Here is a 19078-nt window from a genome sequence, read left to right as displayed (position 1 = left end):
CCGTCCGTGTTACAACTGATCAGTCTGATCTCTGCCTGGGCGATTCCGGTGATGGTTACCTTTATTCCGCTGTATGCCTTCACGCGTAAGGTTCCGGTCTATGAATCTTTCGTGGAGGGTGCGAAGGACGGGTTCGGCACCGCCATTGCAATTATCCCCCATCTGGTCGGTATGCTGGTGGCGATCAGTGTGTTCCGCGCGTCCGGCGCGCTGGACTTCCTCATGGGCTTTGTAAGCCCTCTGCTGCAGGGGCTGGGCATTCCGTCAGAGGTGCTTCCGCTCGGTCTCCTGCGCCCGCTGACGGGCACTGGATCACTTGCCTATACCACAGACCTGATCCGCGTCCACGGCCCGGACTCTCTCATCGGTATGATTGCTTCTACTATACAGGGCAGCACAGACACCACCCTGTATGTGCTTACTGTGTATTTCGGCGCCGTAGGCATCCGCAACGGCCGCTATGCCCTGAAGGTGGGCCTGTTCTCGGACGTTGTCGGCTTTATAGCTGCCATTGCCGTTTGTCTGCTGGTGTTCGGGTAGCAGTAGATTGATAGATGGATTTCCTCCACCTGCTGCTAGACGAATGAGCGCTGTGAAGACAACAGTTGGAAAAATGCCGCTTAATTATACGCATTCTCGCCAAAGTGTTGAAATTAAACAAATTATGGACTCCTGTCAAGAAAGTAGACAACAACTACATCGTTTTTCGCTTAAATGTGGCTGCAAACTGAACCGGAGAAACGTAACCCAGCGCCCCATGGATTCGTTTGCGGTTGTAGAAAAATTCAATGTACTGGAAGATGGCATCATACGCCTGTTGCTTCGTTTTAAATCGATTCCAGTACACCAACTCTTTTTTTAAGAGGCTGTGAAACGATTCGATACAGGCGTTATCATAACAGTTTCCTTTGCGGCTCATGCTTGCAGTCATCTGGTACGACTTTAGGCGTTCCCGGTAGTCTGCAGAGGCGTACTGGGAGCCCCGATCCGAATGATGAATCAAGCCCTTCCCGGGGCGTTTGGCCTGATAAGCAGCGTCCAGAGCGCCTTGTACGAGGTCAGTGGTCATCCGGTCGCTAAGCCGCCAGCCGACAATCTCCCGGGTACACAGGTCCAGTACGCTCGCCAAGTACATCCGTCCTTCCCGGCAGGGAATGTAGGTGATATCCGCCACCCACGTCTGGTTCGGCTTTTCCGTGTGAAATTGCTGGTTCAACAGGTTGGGGGCAATGGGTAACGGATGGTTGGAGTCGGTGGTGCATACCCGAAATCGTTTCGCGACACAAGAGCGCAGACCGAGTTCCTTCATATACTTTCCTACGGTGCGTTCACTGACCCGGTGCCCTTCACGTTCGAGGAGAACCTTGATTTTGGGACTGCCATAGCGACCCTTAGAGTCATGGAAATGATAGGCTATCCGCTTTAATAGCAACGCTTTGCGGGTGGCTTGGGGGCTAGGTTCTGCTGTTCTCCATTTGTAATAACCGCTCCGGGACACCTGAAAGACACGGCACATCTTCTCCACAGGGAACTCGGAGCGATGATCTTCAATAAGCTGAAATCTCAGTTCTTTGGGTTGCTGAAGATGTGCACTGCTTTTTTTAGGATGGCCATCTCTTCGGTCAGGTCTGCGAGCTCTCGCTCCCTCTCCTTCAGTTGACGTTCCAGCTCTCTGTATTTGTCTGGAGTAATGATGGGCTCATTCTCAAACTGCCGATACTGTCCTAGCCATTTATGCAACGTTTTGGCGGGGATGTCCAGCTCCAGGGCCAATTCCGCTACCGTTTTCGTCTGCTCCTGGATGTACTTGACGGTCTGTCTTTTGTATTCTTCATTGTAGCTTCTCCGTGTTCCACTCATGGGGACACCTCCTCGTTAAACTAATTATCTCTATTCTCTTAACGGGTGTCCACGGTTAACACTAACAGCATTAAATGCCCTTTTTCCACCTGTTTCAGCCAATATCCCCGAAACTCATAAATTACGATACGTTTATCCAATTGTTGCCTTCAGGAGAGAGCGAATGAAGAGTATAAGTACACCTGATTTCAGCAAAAGTTGGCCGGATGAGCGAATGAAGGGTATTAATGCACTTGATTTCAGCAAAAGTCGGTTTATCCAATTGTTTGCCTTCAGGAGAGCAAATGAAGGGTATTAATACACCTAATTACTGGAAAAGTTGGCTGGATGAGCGAATGAAGGGTATTAATGCACTTGATTTCAGCAAAAGTTAGCCGGATGAGCAAATGAAGGGTATAAATGCACCTGATCACTTCCCTGGCAACCTGCCGCCAGTGGTTGTGATTCCCAAGCGCTGCCCCGCAACCGCTTGCTCGTCCCGCGTCTTCCCTACAGTCCTCCCCCCCTTCCGGGAGGTGAGGACTGATTGTTATTAGGTTTGCCCGTGCGTAGACGGAGTAACGGAGAGGAATTTTGGAACTGGAGGAGCGCTAGCGTCCGCCTTTAAAGTTGGATTTCTACTGCCGCAGGGCAGTCTAATCAAGGAAATCCAACTTTAACAGTGGCCGGAAGTCCAAACATTCCTCGGGGTTACGATTAGTCAACGCTTTTATTCTCTTTGGCCCCGCTCCCACCCCGCTCCCCAAACATTTTAACAAACATTTCTCACCGCCCGCCCCCCCACTTCATATGCTATTTCAGCAATACGGAGGGAGGACGACAAGGGTGGAATACAAAGGCTTTATTCTGCATCATTCCCGCTGTCCGTCTATTAACGGCAAAGGCTTTGACTTCTGGGTCGGACTGAACGGCTCGGTCTATGCGGCTCCGCTGCTGACAGACCCGGAGCATATTCATATATGCCTTGAGGGCAACTATGGGGAGGCGGAGCAATTGCCCCAGCTGGCGGAGCGCCAGCAGCAGCTGTTCGCGGCAGGGAAGCTTATACTGGAGCTGTCCGGGCGCTATCAAATGTCGCCGCTTACGGTGGAGCCGCATAGCGAAACTTGCCCCGGCGCATTTTTTCCGTGGAATGACCTTGTGATTTATGCCTCTGATGGTTATCATTAACCTGAGGTGAGTAGTCGAAAATGGAAAGATTACAGAAAATTTTGGCGCAAGCAGGTGTTGCGTCCAGACGCAAATGTGAAGAAATGATTTTGGCCGGTAAAGTGGAAGTCAACGGGGAACTCGTAACTACGCTTGGCACGAAGGCGGACCCCGCAACCGATATTATTAAAGTCTCGGGCAGACTGATCCGGGGCGAGAATAAAATCTATATTATGTTCAACAAGCCCAAAGGTGTAATTACAAGCGCCTCGGATGACAAGGGCCGCAAGGTAGTAACGGATTACCTGAAAGGAATCACAGAGCGCGTATACCCTGTAGGCCGCTTGGACTACGATACCGAAGGGCTGCTGCTGCTGACGAATGACGGTGAGTTTGCCAACCTGCTCACGCATCCGAAGCATCATGTGCCGAAGACGTATCTGGCCACGGTCAAGGGTGTGCCGCACGGCACAGCGCTGGACAAGCTGAAGGCCGGCATTAAGCTGGAGGACGGCATGACCGCTCCGGCGGAAGTTGAATACAAGGATATCGATGAAGCCAATAAGGAAGCGGTAATCAGCATCACCATCCATGAAGGCCGCAACCGCCAGGTCCGGCGGATGTTCGAGGCCGTATCACATCCGGTTATCCGGCTGAAGCGGATTTCCTTCGGGGATATCCTGCTCCAGAATCTCAAACGCGGCTCCTACCGCCATTTGACCAAGGATGAGATCAATCATCTGCAGCAAATTGCCAAAGCGGGAATGCTTCGGGATAATCAGACACGTAAAGACACATAAAGTTCACAATTTCCCCTCCTAAAACTGTGACAATATTCGTTATAATGTTCATAGGATGTTCACACCTTACAACTAAAGTAATGAGTTGCGTCACAGAAGGGGGTACCCCTGTATGGGCAAAGCCAGGAAGCCAATCCAAATCGTGATACTATTTCTAATCGTTCTGCTTGGGGGTTATGCTATCAGCTCCTCTGTGTTCGGGGGGGACGGCAAGCCGCAAGAAGGCGGGAAAGCGCCTAATTTTGAATTGCTTGGGCTGGACGGTGCGACCCATACGCTGGAGGAATTCAGAGGGAAGTCGGTTGTGCTGAACTTCTGGGGCTCCTGGTGCGCACCATGCGTGAAGGAAATGCCTGCACTCCAGGCACAGTGGGAGAAATGGAAGGACCAGGGTGTTGTAGTCTTGGGCGTGAATGTGGGCGAGGATCAGATGACGGTGGACAATTTCGTGAAGCTCGTGGATATTGATTTTCCGGTTGTGATGGATAAGGGACGCGACGCGGTCCGCAGCTACGGGGTCTCCCCGCTGCCCACCACCTTCTTCATTAATACAAAGGGCAGGGTGGACAGCATTCATATCGGCCAGCTGGATCTGAGCTCGCTTGACGAGCAAATCGGGAAGCTGGTGGAACCATGAATAAGCGTGAGCCGCTGATCAGCAACACCAAATGTGAATGCGGTCACCAGAATCCGGTAGGAACGGTTCTCTGTGAAGCCTGCGGCAAGCCGCTGGATGAGAAGGAAGAGAACGCCTCGGGGAACCTGGAGATGCGCTACGATGGGGTAGCCCGCCGTTCACAACGGGTAAGTCCGGGAGTGATCGATAAGGTCTGGAACTTTTTTTCCTCAGTCAAAATTGCCATCTACCTGATTGTGCTGACACTGCTCGGTGCGATGCTCGGTACGATTTTTCCGCAAGAAAGCACCTTTCTGAATATTGACGCTTCAACCTATTATGAACAAACGTATGGAACAGCCGGGAATATATATTATAGACTCGGCCTTTCGCATACCTATGAATCCTGGTGGTTCGTGACACTGCTGGTCATGATCGGAGCTTCTCTGGTCATCTGCAGCCTGGACCGCGTGCTTCCGCTCTACAAGGCGCTAACCCGGCAGAAGGTCCGCAAGCACCGCCAGTTCCTTACCCGTCAAAAGCTTACGCTGATTACAGAGGTGGAGGGGGAGCCGGAGGAATGGGTGGCACGGATCGTTCAGCCGCTTAAGAAGAAAGGATACCGCGTGCGGACGGAGGGAGGGGCATTACTGGCCGAGAAACACCGTTTCAGCCGCTGGGGACCTTATGTAATACATATTGGCCTGATTATATTTTTGCTTGCTGTGCTCGCCAGAGGATTGCCGGGTCTCAATATGGATCAGCATCTTGCCTTCCCGCAGGGAGAGGCAGTACGGATACCGGACACCAGCATGTACCTGAAGAATGAGAAGTTCACAGTAGAATTCTATAGTGGAGAAGAGATGCCCGAGGAATTCCGGGGCAAGAAGGTTCTCCCTAAGCTTTACGAGACTAAGGCGGTTCTATATGAATGTACGGCGGATTGCAGCGATCCCTCCAAGGAGCCTCAGCTTGCGGAAGTTGCCCGGCACGACATTCAGGTGAATTCTCCGCTGAGCTACCAAGGAATGAAAGCGTATCAGTTCGACTATGATCTTACGCCTGTGCTGCGTTCCGTGCAGCCTGATCTCGTCAATGCTTCAACCGGTGAGAGCTACGGCAAGTTCAGACTGGATATGAAGAATCCGCAGCGCAGCTTCAAGACGGGACCCTACACCCTTGAGCTGAAGGAGAAGTATATGGATTTCGGATTGAATGAGGAAGGCCGTCCGGTCTCTACCTCCCCTTATCCGAACGCTCCGGCGTTTCTCTTCCTGATCCGTGGTCCGGATCTGCCGGCAGAGGGGCAGCAATATTTCTATTTCCCGAAGCAGGTCGACAAGGAGCGCTTCCAGCAGTCGGCCATCAATGACAAGCTTGGAGGCGGCACACGGTTTCTGGAGCTTGAGGTGGGCAGTATGACGGATGTGGATTTCTCGGAATCCACCACCTATCTCAATATCCGTGTAGACCGGGCAATGCCGTTTGTCTGGATTGGTGCGGGTATTGTCATGCTGGGGCTGATTCTCGGCTTCTATTGGCAGCACAGACGCATTTGGCTGATCGTTGAGGGCGGACAGCTGGTGCTTGGAGGCCATACCAACAAGAACTGGTTCGGCTTCCGCCGTGAGCTCGTTTCTATTCTGGAGCAGATAGACATGACAGTCGATGACAAATCATTGGACAACGGAGGAGGCATGGCATGAGCTTGCTCGATTTCAGCAGTGACGTCTTTATAGCCGCATTTCTTTTATACAGCGGTGCCTTCATGTTGTTCACCATTGCCATTATGGGCCGCAAATGGTCGGGCAGGAAGCCGGAGGAGCATACGGCACGGTGGGGGCGGATTGCTTTTATCACCTCTTCACTCGGGCTGATCTGCCATCTGGCCTACTTCGTTACCCGCTGGATGGGGGCCGGTCATATTCCGGTCAGCAATATGTATGAGTTCATGACCTTCCTATCGATGATGGTGATGGTTGCCTTTACGGTGATCTTTGCCATCTACCGCAAGATAATTCTCGGGGTATTCGCGGTTCCGATCTCCATAGTTGTGATGGCCTATGCAGCGGTATTTCCGCAGGAAGTGCAGCCGCTTATTCCTTCACTCAAATCGATCTATCTGAATATTCATGTCACGCTGGCAGCCCTCGGGGAGTCCTTCTTCGCGGTGGGCTTTGCTGCCGGACTTATGTATCTGCTGCGGACAGTGAAATTTGACAGCAAGGAACGCAGTGACCGTAAGCAGCAGCGGCTGGTCGAATTTACTCTGTTCTCGATCATTGTTATAATTGGATTTCTTGGATCGGTATTTGCCTTTCGCGGCGCGGGCTATGAATCTGTTTTTGTCCGTTCGAACGTTACGATTGACAGCCCCGGGCAGGAAGATAGTACAATAGAGAAAGTGAGTTATAAAATGCCGCCGATTGTGGCACCGTACCATAGCGAAATTGAGAGCTTCCAGCCGTTTCTTGGGCTTCAGAAGCCTTTGTTTCAAGCGCCTTCCTGGATGAATGGTGTCAATGCAGGGCGCAAGTTCAACACTGTGATCTGGTCACTGCTATCCGGACTGATACTGTATGGCATTCTTCGGCTGGCCGTGCGTAAGCCGCTTGGGAAGGCCCTTCATCCGGTGCTTGATGGAATCGACGAGAATGACCTGGATGAGATTACCTACAGGGCAATCGCCATCGGGTTCCCGATTTTCACACTGGGGGCTTTGATTTTTGCAATGATATGGGCTGAGGTGGCTTGGGGCAGATTCTGGGGATGGGACCCCAAGGAAGTCTGGGCACTCGTCACTTGGCTGTTCTACAGTGCGTATCTCCATTTGCGGCTGGCCCGCGGATGGCAGGGACGCAAATCCGCTTGGCTCGCTGTACTCGGCTTTCTAATCGTAATGTTTACCCTGGTCGGTGTTAACCTGGTTATCGCCGGACTTCATTCATATGCGGGAACGGACTGATAAGCTCAGGCTTCTTTCGGGCATGCGTATGATCCAAGGTGACGTTCTACTGTAATTGATGAAGGGGTTGTTGTGTAAATGGCTGAGCACTTGAATAGAATTCTGGTAGTGGATGACGAAGAACGCATCCGCCGCCTGCTCAAAATGTATCTTGAAAAAGAAGGCTATGAGATTGATGAGGCAGAGGACGGTGAAATCGCCCTGCGCAAAGCAACCGCCAATGACTACGGTCTGATTCTGCTGGATGTGATGCTGCCGGGTATTGACGGGATAGAAGTGCTGACCAGGCTGAGAGGCGTGAAATCCACACCGGTCCTGATGCTTACCGCTAAGGGCGAGGAGATCAACCGGGTTCAGGGCTTTGAGATGGGGGCAGACGATTATGTCGTCAAGCCATTTAGCCCGCGCGAGGTGATCTACCGGGTCAAGGCGATTATGCGCCGTTCTTCCGCAACAGCATTTTTGTCCAAAGAGAGTAATTCAAGCAACAATATCGTGTTCCCGTTCCTGATTATTGAGCATGATGCACACCGCGTAAGCGCAGGGGGCCAAGAGGTAAGTCTGACGCCCAAGGAATACGAGCTGCTGCATTATCTGGCGATCTCACCGGACAAGGTATTCTCGCGTGAGGAGCTGCTGAAGGATGTATGGAATTACGAGTTCTTCGGAGATCTGCGCACCGTGGACACCCATGTCAAGCGTCTCCGTGAAAAACTGAATAAGGTATCCCCGGAATCGGCAGCGATGATTACAACGGTGTGGGGAGTAGGCTATAAGCTTGAGGTGCCTAAATAAGTGAACTTCTGGAGAAGCCTAGTCGGTAAGCTGTGGATCACGATTATCTTTCTGGTTGCTGTCGTGCTCATTACACTCGGGCTGTTCCTGCTGCCTTACATCGACAGTAATTTCACCAATTCCGGGGCAATCAAGCGCTTGTTCATGTATACGTGCATGATTGGGTTCTCGCTGACCACCTTCTTTGCCCTGTTCCTGTTCACGAAGATCACTCAGCCGATGCAGCAGGTTATTGAGGCAGCGAATGACATCCGCCGCGGCGAATATGGAACAAGACTGACCCTGGTCACGAGCGATGAGATCGGCCAGCTCGCCACATCGTTTAACCACATGGCAGAAGAGCTGGAAGAGAATATACGCAGTCTGAATAATGAAAAAGGGCATTTATCCAGTGTCCTGCGCAGTATGAGCGATGCGGTGATTACCTTCGATATCGAAGGCCGGATCATCCTCACCAATCCGCATGGCCAGACCCTCCTCGAAACGTGGAGTGATCTTGCCTGGGAGGAGGAAGAGGATAACGGACCTGTTCCGAAGGCCTCTGCTTCCAGCGAGGTCCCGCCGCCGCTGCGTCCATTATTCCTCAGCACCCTTGAGAACGGGGGCGATCAGCGCTCCAATGTCCATGTCCGGCAGGGGGTATGGTCGGTGCACATGGCACCGCTCTATTCCGAAGATCATCTGCGCGGCGCCGTTGCTGTTCTGCGTGATGTGACGGAAGAGGTGCGACTGGAGAAGATGCGGCGTGATTTCGTGGCGAATGTATCCCATGAGATCCGCACCCCGCTCTCGATGATGCAGGGCTATAGTGAAGCGCTGCTGGACGGAATGGCCTCCTCACCGGAGGAGAGCAGTGAGCTGGTTCAGGTTATTCATGATGAATCCTTGCGTATGGGCCGTCTGGTGAAGGATCTGCTGGACTTGGCACGAATGGAAGCAGGGCATACGGATATGCTTAAAGCTCAGGTCGATGTGGGAGAATTGTTGGAGCGGGTGTACCGCAAATTCTCCGTCAGAGCCAAGGAGCGGGATATTATGCTTGAACTGAAGCGGCCGGAGCAGAAGCTGCTGCTGGGGGCTGCCGATGAAGACAAGCTGGAGCAGGTGCTGACCAATCTGCTGGATAATGCCTTCCGCCATACTCCGGCTGACCGGAGAATCTCCATTCTGGCAGGCACAGTAGTACTGGAAGGCAGAAGTCTGGTGGAGATCGCGATCAGAGACCAGGGGGCCGGAATCAATCCCGAGGATCTGCCGTTCATCTTCGAACGCTTCTACAAAGCCGATAAAGCCCGCCTGCGCGGAGAATCGGGCGGTACGGGGCTGGGGCTGGCGATCGTGAAGAATATCGTCGAATCGCATCACGGCAGTATTTATGCCTCCAGCAAGCTAGGAGAAGGCACCACATTTACCCTGCGGCTTCCTGTCGAAAAACAGTAAACCAAGACCATGCATGACAGCGCCTCTGAGAGCAGAGGTGCTTTTTGTTGAAATCACCACATTAATATTGTTCATCGTGAAACATATATTTCAAGCTAAGGCTTGCAGGAGGCTGGGCATTATGATCTTATCCTTGGACCAAGGTACTACCAGCTCACGGGCAATTCTCTTTGATGCAGAGGCGGAAGTGATCTCGCAGGGGCAATATGAGATCAAGCAATCCTTTCCCCGCCCGGGCTGGGTTGAGCATGACCCGGAGCAGATCTGGGAGAGTCAGCTTGCAGCAGCCAGAGATGCCATTGCAGCAAGCTCCGAACCGGCTGATCACATAACGGCTATCGGCATTACCAACCAGCGGGAGACGGCACTCATCTGGGATAAAATTACAGGCGAGCCGATCTATCCGGCAATTGTCTGGCAGGACCGGCGGACAGCAGATCAATGTGAGGAGCTGAAGTCACGCGGGATGGCCGGAGTCATTGCGGACAAGACGGGGCTGGTCATTGACGCGTATTTCTCGGCGACTAAGCTGGCGTGGATTCTGGATCATGTACCGGGAGCAAGAGACCGGGCAGCCAAGGGAGAGCTCTTGGCAGGGACAATAGACACCTGGCTGATCTGGAAGCTGACCGGAGGCGCTGTTCACGCTACAGACGTTACTAATGCTTCAAGAACGATGATGTATAACCTGCATGAGCGTCAGTGGGATGAAGAGCTGATGGACATGCTGCGTATTCCGCCGTCCATTCTGCCGGAGGTGAGGATGTCGGGCGGAGATTTCGGGTTCTGTAACCAGCAGTGGTTCGGTCTGGAGATTCCTATCCGGTCGGTGCTGGGAGATCAGCAGGCAGCACTCTTTGGCCATACCTGCCTGGAAGCCGGCAGTGCCAAGAATACCTATGGAACAGGCTGCTTCATCCTCATGAATACTGGCACTGAAGCTGTGGCATCCAGTCACGGCCTGTTGACCACGGTAGCCTGGGGCATGGGCGATGATCTCTATTATGCTCTGGAGGGCAGTGTGTTCGTAGCTGGAGCGGCTGTACAGTGGCTGCAAGAGGGGCTGGGGCTGATTGTTGCGCCCGCTGACTCGGAAGAGAAGGCCAGCGAAGTGGATGAGAGTGAAGGGGTTGTGGTGGTACCGGCCTTTACCGGACTGGGTGCGCCTTACTGGGATATGTATGCGCGTGGCGCCATATTCGGCTTGACGCGGGGCACCACCTCTGCCCACCTGGTAAGGGCGACGCTGGAATCCCTGGCCTTCCAGTCCCGTGATGTCATCGATGCCATGCAGAAGGACGCCGGCATGCCGCTCACCGGCCTGAGAGTGGACGGGGGGGCGGTGCGCAACAATCTGCTAATGCAGTTCCAGGCCGATATTCTGGGCAGCGAGGTGACACGTACAACCTATGCCGAGACTACGGCACTTGGTGCTGCGCTGCTCGCCGGACTCACCTCCGGGGTATGGACCCGTGAGCAGCTGGAGAGCTTCAACACCGCTGAGAAGGTATTCTCGCCGCAGATGGAGCCTGAAGAGCGGGAACGCAGATACCGCGCCTGGCAGGATGCTGTGTCGCGTACGATGGGCTGGGAGAAGCATGAGAGCAAGCACGAAGGCAGACTTTAAATATAAGAACAAAAACGGCCCGCAGGCAGAGACTCTGCTGCGGGCCGTTTTTTTAACGCTGGAACAATATGAACAGTATGATTAGTACTCCATTACAAATGCGACATTCTGCCATCCGGCGCCAACGGTCCAGAACAGGACCTTGTCTCCGCGTTCAAGCTGCCCGGTAGTGACGGCTTTGTGAAGGGCGATGAACGGGCTGCTGGTCGAGGTATAGCCGAACTCATCGCCTATGTAGACTGCGGCCTCAGGGTTAATGCCGGTTTTGCCGGAGACAGCCTGGATGTTCGGAAGAGACAGCTGTGAGAAGCAGGCGGCCTTAACCGATTCAGGGGCAATCCCGTTGTTGCTCAGCAGAATGTTAATCGATTCGGAAGCAGCGTCCACGCAGATGGAATCATCGAACGGAATGAACTTCACATTGAACTCTCCTGCGGCAACACCGGTGCGTCCGAGCTTAGCCAGGCCTTCTGCCGGGAACAGAGAGTTGCCGTACACACAGGTGTCTGTCTGGTAGATAGAGTCAATGAAGCCGACCGAATGCTCATCGCGCTCCAGAATGACCGCCGCAGCGGCATCACCGAAGTTCGCGTAATATACCGGATCATTCTTGTCCGCATGAGGCGCCACGTAATCAGAGCCGATGACCAGAGCGCGGCGGATTCTCGGGTTCGCCATCATCTGGCGGCTGACCTGCTCAACGGAGGCGGTCATTCCGGCACAGTTGGCATTGCTGTCAATACAGATGGTATGCGAAGCCCCGTTAATCAGGCGGTGAATCATCAATGAGTTCGTAGGAAATATATATTCAGGGGTCTGGCTTGCATAAGCGATCAGGTCAATGTCAGGGCCGGTAAGACCGGTCTTCTCCAGAACATTACTTGCGGCTTCAAAAGCCATTGTCAGGGAGTTCTCATCCGGGCTGTCGATGCTGTAGCGGTTTTCACGGCCCAGAGTAGCCAGCAGTCCGCGGATATCAATACCTTTGTCATCAAAATGCTGAATGAAAAACTCATTGCCGATTCTTTTGTCTGGATGGTAGATATCAATGTCCTTAATGCGAATCCCCGCCATAGTACAGACCTCCTAAAGTTTTGTTAGCTATACTTCTCACGAATCTGCTTCTTACAAAACTCTCTTCCGGCGTTAGCAGCCAGAACAATGAATGAATATGTGCGTTTCATGCTGCGGATTTTAGTTTAAATTGTAATTGTTAAGCTTGTACGGTTGAAGTGATCTCCAGGTTCTCAAGTCCGGCTTTGCGGCCCAGACGTGCCAGCTGCATTTTGAGGATCGGGTTATTTTCAAGGGTAAGACTCACTTTCTGGAAGCCGTCAGCCTTGAACATGATGAAGCAGCCTTCAAGCAGCGGTACAACATCAGGAGCCGTTACATTCAACTTGCGGCAGTCGATCTCTAATGCATATTCAGCAGGGCTGATCGGGTTAATGGTCTGCTGGTAAGCCTGTATAGATTTGAGCCCGTCCTCGTTAGAAAAAGTTCCCTCCAGCTCAATATTGATTACTTTCTTCGCAGTGTCTGTCTTCAAAATAAATTGTCCCATGTTGATCTCTCCCTAAGTGTAATTTGTAATACCTCCAAAACCTCATTTCTGCGACTCTATTCGACAAAATCGCAATTGGATTTGGGATATTTTGCCTTCATTATAACCAGATCATACTGAAATGTGCAATCAAAAGTCGAAAATTGTAGATTTATGAAGATTTTTCTTTGATCTCCTCCAGGGTATCCAGCAGCACATTAAAGGCTGAAATCACCCGGGGGGCACCGACGCAAGGAGTTAGATGCAGCAGCACCCCCTTGATCTGCTCGATGGTCATGCCAACGCGGAGCGCCATTACATAATGAACCCCTAACTGCTCATATTGCCCCATCGTAATCAGAGACGAGATCACCGCGATCTCTTTCCAGTCAGAGCCAATTGTGGTCCGCTGAAAAATATCACCATAGGCGTTGCCCATGATATACTCGGCTAATTCCGGGAAATGCTCTTTGATCGGAGCCAGGGCTTTGGCCCCGTAATCTCCTGAGAGATCAGTGAAATGATCGAGTCCGCTGTTCATGTTCTGCTTCATGCTTTTGACCTCCTGACAGTAGGTTAGAAAATGTGTGCGAATACGGCTTCCTTACGTAAGATCCAGCGTGCGGTGAGCCGTGGGAGGCATCTCATCACGGTCAGTCAGCAGCTCAATGACAGAGGTCTTGTTAAGCGCGATAGCCTCGCGGATTGCGGCGGCGAACTCCTCCTGCGTCTCACAGCGGAAGCCGGCTGCTCCCAATGATTCGGCGAATTTCACAGCATCCATCGGAACCTCGAAGATCGTACCGTCAATCCGGCCGGTCGTTTTCTCCATGCCCTTGAGCGCCATATCCAGCTGCATATTGTTCACCACGATGAAAATCACCGGAATATCCTTGCAAACGGCCGTGTTTATTTCAGCACCGAGCATCATAAAACAGCCGTCACCGGTTATACAGAAGACGGTCTCTCCGGGAGAGGCAGTCTTGGCGCCGATGGCCATGCCAATTGAATTGCCCATGCAGGCAAAGTAGGCATCAAATATGAAGCTGCCGGGCCTGCGGACATTGAACCATTTCACAGCATTGAACCCATGGCTGCCGTCATCTACGAACACGCTGCTGTTGTAGGGGATTTGTTCGCTCATCGTGCTCATTACCGAAGCCAGAGATAGTCCCGCCAGCACGGGCAGCTCGTCATTGTAATCATTGGAAATATTAATTTCATGCTTGGTGACCGCAGAGGGGTCCAGCTTCTGAAGATACAGTGCCAGGTTGTCCCTTAAGTCTCCGCCGACAGCGATGGTGGATGAGGTGAGTATTTTGCCGACAAAGGTTGGATCTACATCGAACTGGATCAGCTGCTGCGGATGATTCTCCGGCTTCAGGTTACAGATAGTCATATCGCTGAGACGGGAGCCCAGAACAATGAACAGGTCGCTGTTGTTCAGCAATTCATCGCCGTGCGGGGAGCCGCCGACGCCGACAGGACCGTGGTAGAGCGGGTGATCATAAGCTATGGCGCCTTTGCCGCCTGGAGAGGTGACTACAGGAATGTTGAAGGTTTCGGCCAGCTGCACCAGTTCCTGATGGGCCCCGGAGCGGTTGACGCCTTTACCGGCAATGATCAGAGGGCTGACGGATTGATTAATCGCCGAGATGACCCGGTCATAGTTCTGATAACTGACTAGTCCCTCGCGCTCCGGCAGAACAATCCGGCATTCCGCGAGCCGCTCTGTCTGCACATCAAACGGAATGCAGAGATGGACCGGACCTTTCCGGTCACCGAGGGCGATGGATAGGGCATGGTTGAAAATCGTGCTGAAGTGATCGCCGCGTTCAACAAGCTTGCTGAAGAGGGTGGCCGGCCGGAACATATCCGCCAAATCAGCCAGATAAGAAGTGGAATCCTGGCATTGGGGAATGCCCAGCTCCTTGATGGACTGATGGCCGGTGATGAAGAGGACGGGAAGATTATTGGCCTTGGCATGCGCTGCAGCGGTGAGAAGATTCGTTCCGCCCGGACCGGAAGTGCCGAAGGCTACCCCGAGGCTGCCGGTCTTCAGAGCATAACCGCCAGCGGCGAAGCCGGAGCTGGATTCGTGCCGGCCGGGGATGAACTCTATGCCGTAGTCAACCATTTTCAAAGCGATGGGGCAAATAGATTTGCCTATGATTCCAAAAGAATGAGTGACTCCCAGATTGTGCAATGCTTCCGCCATATAATCTGCAACTGTCTTCAGAACATCCACCCCGCATGTTGTTATTTGTATAAGTCAGCAATAGAAAACCTGTACTCAATATTGGAGCACAGGTCTGTTGCACGAATCACCATAATCAAACGCGAAACCTAAGGCGTTCACAGTTTTTCAGCAACCTGGCTGTCATGATCCCACTTCAGAAATGAGACTGTAGATCCATGGCTTTGCGTCATTCCCTTTCGGTGAATTTTGCCGGTATGCGGTTATAAATCAATCTTTGGAGAATTTTCCTTTACAATATATTCCTAGCTCCTCTTTTGTCAATAACCCCAGTGAGAAGAAACTCGGAATTTGGCGAATATTCAGGAGTTGAAATGGCTAAATATTTGGAATTTCAAACTTTTGAAAATGGTTGTCCCTGGAAGACTAAAGTCTTAAAATGCAAATGAAAATTTCGGGCCCTTATTATGGAGAGTAAGCATAAAGACTCATTACAATCCTGAGGTACTGCAAAATGTTAAGAATTCGCTAGATATACAGCATTGCAAAATTAAATGATAGGACTTAAGTAACGGATATGTGAGCTGTTGACTTATAGACAAGCTATGACAATAGAACGACTATAGTAAAGAAGTGCAAAACACATTTTTTACCCTTATGCACAATTTCAACAATTTGTGAATATTACATAACAATCTGATTTTTGCATAGAAAAAGAGACACCACCCGCAGTATTTCCGCAGGCGCGTGTCTCATTGTGCCGGAGCTAGAATTTGAAAATATGAATTGTTTTTTGCAGGTTGAAGACTGCGGAGGTCATCTTCTCTGTCTCCTCAGCCACGGATTGCAGCGCGTGAATCTGTTCGTTCATCGCTGCGGATACCTCTTCGGTCCCTGCGGCGGTCTCCTGGGTAATGGCTGAGATATTCTCGATTGCCCCGGAGATCTTGAGTGCGCTCTCCAGCATAAGGTCACTCTCTGCGGAGAAGGAAGCGATCTGCTCGGTTATGTATTGGACACTATGCACAATTTGAGCAAAGATGTTAGCCGTTTCTGTTATCATCTCATTCTGTACCTGAACTACCTCTTCGTTAATGGCGATATTATCGATGGCCTGCTTGATATCCGCTTCAATGCTGCGGACCAGTCCGAACACCTCTTTGGTGGAAGCGGTGGATTCCTCGGCCAGCTTACGGACCTCCTGGGCAACAACTGCGAATCCCCGGCCATGCTCGCCTGCGCGGGCAGCTTCAATAGAGGCATTGAGCGACAGCAGATTAGTCTGTTCGGCAATTTCGGTAATCGTCTTGGTTATCATCGTAATGCCGCGTGCGTTCTGCGATAGGGCTTCAATCGTATCCGCCACCTTCTGGGTAGCCTGGATGTTCTTGCGCATGCCTTCGGCTTGGGTATCCACCGATTGCCGTCCCTGTTCTACCAATTCCAGCGTATGTACAGACCTTCTATTCATTTCCTTGGTGGAATTCGTATAATTGGAGACCTTGATTTCGATATCCTTGATCGATTCGGTCATATCAGCGATATCCACCGAGATTTCGTTAGCACCTAGAGCCAGTTCATTGGAGGAGGAGGCCACCTGAGCCATTACAAACTTCAGGTTCTGATTCTTGTCTTCAATCCCGCGGCTGGCGTCCATAACCTGACGGGTAATCTGTGAGGCATCGGTGAGGATTTTTTTGAGCTTGTCAATCATGGTGTTGAAGGAGCGGCTAATGTCGCCCATGGAGCCATTCTCGTCGGCACGGCTGGTGAAGTCGCCTTTGGCAATCGTGTGCGTCACATTGGAGATATCCTCAAATGAAGATGTAAGCGTTCTCTCAATGAAGCGCGCGAGCGGGTATGTCAGCGCTGCCAGGACGGCGACAAGAATAATGCCGACGAGCAGCCTGTCCATCAGGATTAGCGTGATTAAGACAGGGACAGCGAATAAAGCGGCCACCAAGTAACATCCGGTGACGATTTTTTGTTTCAACGGCAGCTTGTTCATCCAGTCCATAATGTAAAGTCCCCCTATAAAGAATAATGTGTATTGTAATATTATAGGGGATACTAGTGCATTTGGTCTATTATTAAAAATCGTATAATGCTGCCGCTTCCCGCAGAGCCGAAGCAACCGTATCTGCAAGCTCAGGCGGTGCGGTCACTTTGATGCCTTGACCCAAGGACAAGATGATCCGGCACGCAGACTCCGGCGTGTTGAACTCGGCCTCGGCCCTGATCCAGCCAGGGGCCTCAGAAGGCTCCTGGTGCAACAGGGCGACGTATCGTTCCCGCTGCAGCTCCTTCATCGTGTGGTCCCTGACAAGCAGGCTGGCGGGATACCGGGGCAAGGCAGACTTGAACGCGGCGGTGGAGGTCTCCCAGTACTCAGACAGGACGAAATCCTCAGGCTGCTCAAAAGACTCATTTGTGACTTTGGCCTCAGTGATTCTGGAGACCCGGTAGGTCCGCAGCTCGCTGTCATGCCCCGCGACCAAGTACCAGACGCCGCGCTTGACTACCAGTCCCAGCGGTGCAACCAGCCGCTCGGCAGCGTCCTCCCCGCGCAGATAGGTGATGCTCACCCTGAGGTTCTCCCATAAGGCTTCCTGCAAAGCGGGTAGGCAGGGATAGGTCTCCCCGGAGGAATGCCACCCGGCTCCGTCGATGTGAATCCGCTGGCTGAGGAAGCTGAAGGGGGTTAGGGGCTGCCTGGTAGCAGCGGCCTGCAGCTTGCGGGCGGCCGAGGAGAATTCCTCCTGAATGCCCAGAGCGCGCAGAATCGCCGGATCAGCGGGCACCAGCAGCGCGGCAATCTCCTTGGTGTTCATTCCGCTCAGCGAATTCCGGTAGCCTTCCGCCAGCTTCCAGCCGCCTTCCCGGCCGCGCTCCGCCAGCACAGGAATGCCGGAGAAGCTGAGCGCCTCCATATCCCGGAAGATCGTGCGTTCGGATACCTCCAGCGTTTGTGCCAGCTCTTTGGAGCTGATTTTCCCGCGGCTCTGTAAAAGTTGAACAATAGTGATCAGGCGATCCGCTCTCATTCAGCTGCCTCCCTAAAATGTATTATTTATATATGTCAATGGTTGTCATGTATAAGGTATATATTAGACAAGAGTACGGATTAACGCAAATGATCTTCTAATCCGGGCATGATAGACGAAAGGGAGCGGATCAAATGACTAATTTGCAAGGGAAAGTGGCATTGGTAACAGGAGGGAGCAGGGGGGCAGGCAGAGGCATTGCGCTGGAGCTGGCGAAGGCTGGCGCCTATGTATACACTACAGGCAGGAATGCCGGTATGCCGCAGGCACACGCAAGAACGCTTGAAGGGGTGCTGGCTGAGATCCGCCGGTTAGGCGGGGACGGAGCCGTGATCCGCTGTGATCATACGAATGATAGCGAGACAGAAGCTGTAATCCGGCAGATTAGCACAGAGCAGGGCAGACTGGATATTCTGGTCAATAACGTCTGGGGCGGCAATAGTCTCGCTATCGGGAATGAACCGTTCTGGGAGCAGCCGGTGCAGCATTGGGATCATATGTTCACTGCCGGGGTCCGGGCACAGTTAATGACCAATTATTATGCTATACCTCTAATGCGCAGCGAAGGAACGGGGGCGGGTAAATTAATCGTTCATACGACCTTCTGGGATGAGTATAAATACACCGGAAACTTCTATTATGATCTGTCCAAAAATGCGCTGGTGCGCATGGCCTACGGATTATCCCTAGAAGTGGCTGCGGACGGCATCGCAGTGATCCCCGTCTCTCCCGGCTGGATGCGGACCGAGCTGGTCCTGGACAGCTTCGGTACAGATGAAGAACACTGGCAGGAGGAGGAGGGGCTGAGGACCACCGAATCAACAGCCTATATCGGACGGGCAGTTGCAGCGCTTGCTGCTGATCCTGAAGTGATATCCATGACGGGTGTTCCACAGAAGGTTGGGGACCTGGCACGGAAATATGGCTTTACGGACACCGACGGCCGGCAGGTGCCGGCCTACCAAATTTCATAGTCAGAATGCAAAAACACTCTTTGGAAGTGCGCAGCCTGGGGCCTGCACTCCCGAAGAGTGTTTTATTG

At 52.3% G+C, this 19078-nt stretch carries 18 protein-coding genes and 1 riboswitch; of the genes, 10 read left to right on the top strand and 8 right to left on the bottom strand.

The window, feature by feature from the left end:
* Nucleotides 1-6: 6 nt before the first annotated feature.
* Nucleotides 7-540: a spore maturation protein gene (locus NSS83_RS07820; protein ID WP_341184933.1), complete on the top strand. Its 534-nt coding sequence runs from the start codon at nucleotides 7-9 to the stop codon at nucleotides 538-540.
* A gap of 154 nt (nucleotides 541-694) precedes the next feature.
* Here the strand turns inward: NSS83_RS07820 and NSS83_RS07815 are convergent, their stop codons facing one another.
* Entirely contained in the window at nucleotides 695-1552 is an 858-nt protein-coding gene (locus NSS83_RS07815) for an IS3 family transposase (protein ID WP_341348716.1), read from the bottom strand.
* Nucleotides 1553-1563: 11 nt separating this feature from the next.
* Nucleotides 1564-1860 (bottom strand): transposase, encoded by a 297-nt coding sequence (locus NSS83_RS07810; protein WP_341346726.1) that lies wholly within the window; start codon nucleotides 1858-1860, stop codon nucleotides 1564-1566.
* An 825-nt stretch (nucleotides 1861-2685) separates the two neighbouring features.
* Here NSS83_RS07810 and NSS83_RS07805 point away from each other — a divergent pair.
* The 8 genes from NSS83_RS07805 to glpK all read left to right on the top strand — a co-directional run bounded on the left by NSS83_RS07805 (nucleotide 2686) and on the right by glpK (nucleotide 11252).
* Nucleotides 2686-3030 carry an N-acetylmuramoyl-L-alanine amidase gene (locus tag NSS83_RS07805; RefSeq protein WP_341184934.1) on the top strand — a complete coding sequence of 115 codons (345 nt, stop codon included), beginning with the start codon at nucleotides 2686-2688 and terminating at the stop codon, nucleotides 3028-3030.
* Between the two features lie 20 nt (nucleotides 3031-3050).
* On the top strand, nucleotides 3051-3809 hold the full coding sequence (locus tag NSS83_RS07800; protein WP_036727368.1) for a pseudouridine synthase: 759 nt from the start codon (nucleotides 3051-3053) through the stop codon (nucleotides 3807-3809).
* Nucleotides 3810-3921: 112 nt separating this feature from the next.
* Nucleotides 3922-4446 (top strand): thiol-disulfide oxidoreductase ResA, encoded by a 525-nt coding sequence (gene resA / locus NSS83_RS07795; RefSeq protein ID WP_341184935.1) that lies wholly within the window; start codon nucleotides 3922-3924, stop codon nucleotides 4444-4446.
* Nucleotides 4443-6131: a cytochrome c biogenesis protein ResB gene (locus NSS83_RS07790; protein WP_341347993.1), complete on the top strand. Its 1689-nt coding sequence runs from the start codon at nucleotides 4443-4445 to the stop codon at nucleotides 6129-6131. The genes resA and NSS83_RS07790 overlap by 4 nt, the downstream gene beginning before the upstream one ends.
* A complete protein-coding gene (ccsA, locus tag NSS83_RS07785) occupies nucleotides 6128-7390 on the top strand; it encodes a cytochrome c biogenesis protein CcsA (RefSeq protein ID WP_341184937.1) in 1263 nt (420 codons plus the stop codon). The genes NSS83_RS07790 and ccsA overlap by 4 nt, the downstream gene beginning before the upstream one ends.
* Before the next feature lie 78 nt (nucleotides 7391-7468).
* Nucleotides 7469-8185, top strand: coding sequence for a response regulator transcription factor (locus NSS83_RS07780; RefSeq protein WP_036727360.1), 717 nt, complete (start codon nucleotides 7469-7471; stop codon nucleotides 8183-8185).
* Nucleotides 8186-9625, top strand: a complete 1440-nt coding sequence (locus NSS83_RS07775) for an ATP-binding protein (protein WP_341347992.1) — start codon at nucleotides 8186-8188, stop codon at nucleotides 9623-9625.
* A 121-nt stretch (nucleotides 9626-9746) separates the two neighbouring features.
* Complete coding sequence (gene glpK, locus NSS83_RS07770; protein WP_341347991.1) at nucleotides 9747-11252, top strand: glycerol kinase GlpK; 1506 nt, start codon at nucleotides 9747-9749, stop codon at nucleotides 11250-11252.
* 81 nt (nucleotides 11253-11333) lie between these two features.
* Here the strand turns inward: glpK and NSS83_RS07765 are convergent, their stop codons facing one another.
* The 6 genes from NSS83_RS07765 to NSS83_RS07740 form a co-directional block, all read right to left on the bottom strand.
* Nucleotides 11334-12326, bottom strand: a complete 993-nt coding sequence (locus NSS83_RS07765; RefSeq protein ID WP_341184940.1) for a 3-oxoacyl-[acyl-carrier-protein] synthase III C-terminal domain-containing protein — start codon at nucleotides 12324-12326, stop codon at nucleotides 11334-11336.
* Between the two features lie 139 nt (nucleotides 12327-12465).
* Complete coding sequence (locus NSS83_RS07760; protein WP_036727352.1) at nucleotides 12466-12816, bottom strand: hypothetical protein; 351 nt, start codon at nucleotides 12814-12816, stop codon at nucleotides 12466-12468.
* Nucleotides 12817-12967: 151 nt separating this feature from the next.
* On the bottom strand, nucleotides 12968-13348 hold the full coding sequence (locus NSS83_RS07755) for a carboxymuconolactone decarboxylase family protein (protein WP_341184941.1): 381 nt from the start codon (nucleotides 13346-13348) through the stop codon (nucleotides 12968-12970).
* Nucleotides 13349-13399: 51 nt separating this feature from the next.
* A complete protein-coding gene (locus tag NSS83_RS07750) occupies nucleotides 13400-15043 on the bottom strand; it encodes a thiamine pyrophosphate-binding protein (protein WP_341184942.1) in 1644 nt (547 codons plus the stop codon).
* Between the two features lie 116 nt (nucleotides 15044-15159).
* A riboswitch (cyclic di-GMP riboswitch) is annotated at nucleotides 15160-15256 on the bottom strand.
* A gap of 502 nt (nucleotides 15257-15758) precedes the next feature.
* Complete coding sequence (locus tag NSS83_RS07745) at nucleotides 15759-17009, bottom strand: methyl-accepting chemotaxis protein (protein ID WP_341184943.1); 1251 nt, start codon at nucleotides 17007-17009, stop codon at nucleotides 15759-15761.
* Between the two features lie 73 nt (nucleotides 17010-17082).
* Nucleotides 17083-18036 carry a YafY family protein gene (locus NSS83_RS07740; protein ID WP_341184944.1) on the bottom strand — a complete coding sequence of 318 codons (954 nt, stop codon included), beginning with the start codon at nucleotides 18034-18036 and terminating at the stop codon, nucleotides 17083-17085.
* A gap of 134 nt (nucleotides 18037-18170) precedes the next feature.
* Here NSS83_RS07740 and NSS83_RS07735 point away from each other — a divergent pair, with 134 nt between their 5' ends.
* Nucleotides 18171-19010 (top strand): SDR family NAD(P)-dependent oxidoreductase, encoded by an 840-nt coding sequence (locus NSS83_RS07735; RefSeq protein ID WP_341184945.1) that lies wholly within the window; start codon nucleotides 18171-18173, stop codon nucleotides 19008-19010.
* The last annotated feature ends 68 nt before the right edge of the window (nucleotides 19011-19078 follow it).

The organism is Paenibacillus sp. FSL H3-0469 (assembly GCF_038051945.1).
GTDB lineage: Bacteria > Bacillota > Bacilli > Paenibacillales > Paenibacillaceae > Paenibacillus_AQ.
This window is presented reverse-complemented; position numbering and strand designations above follow the sequence as displayed.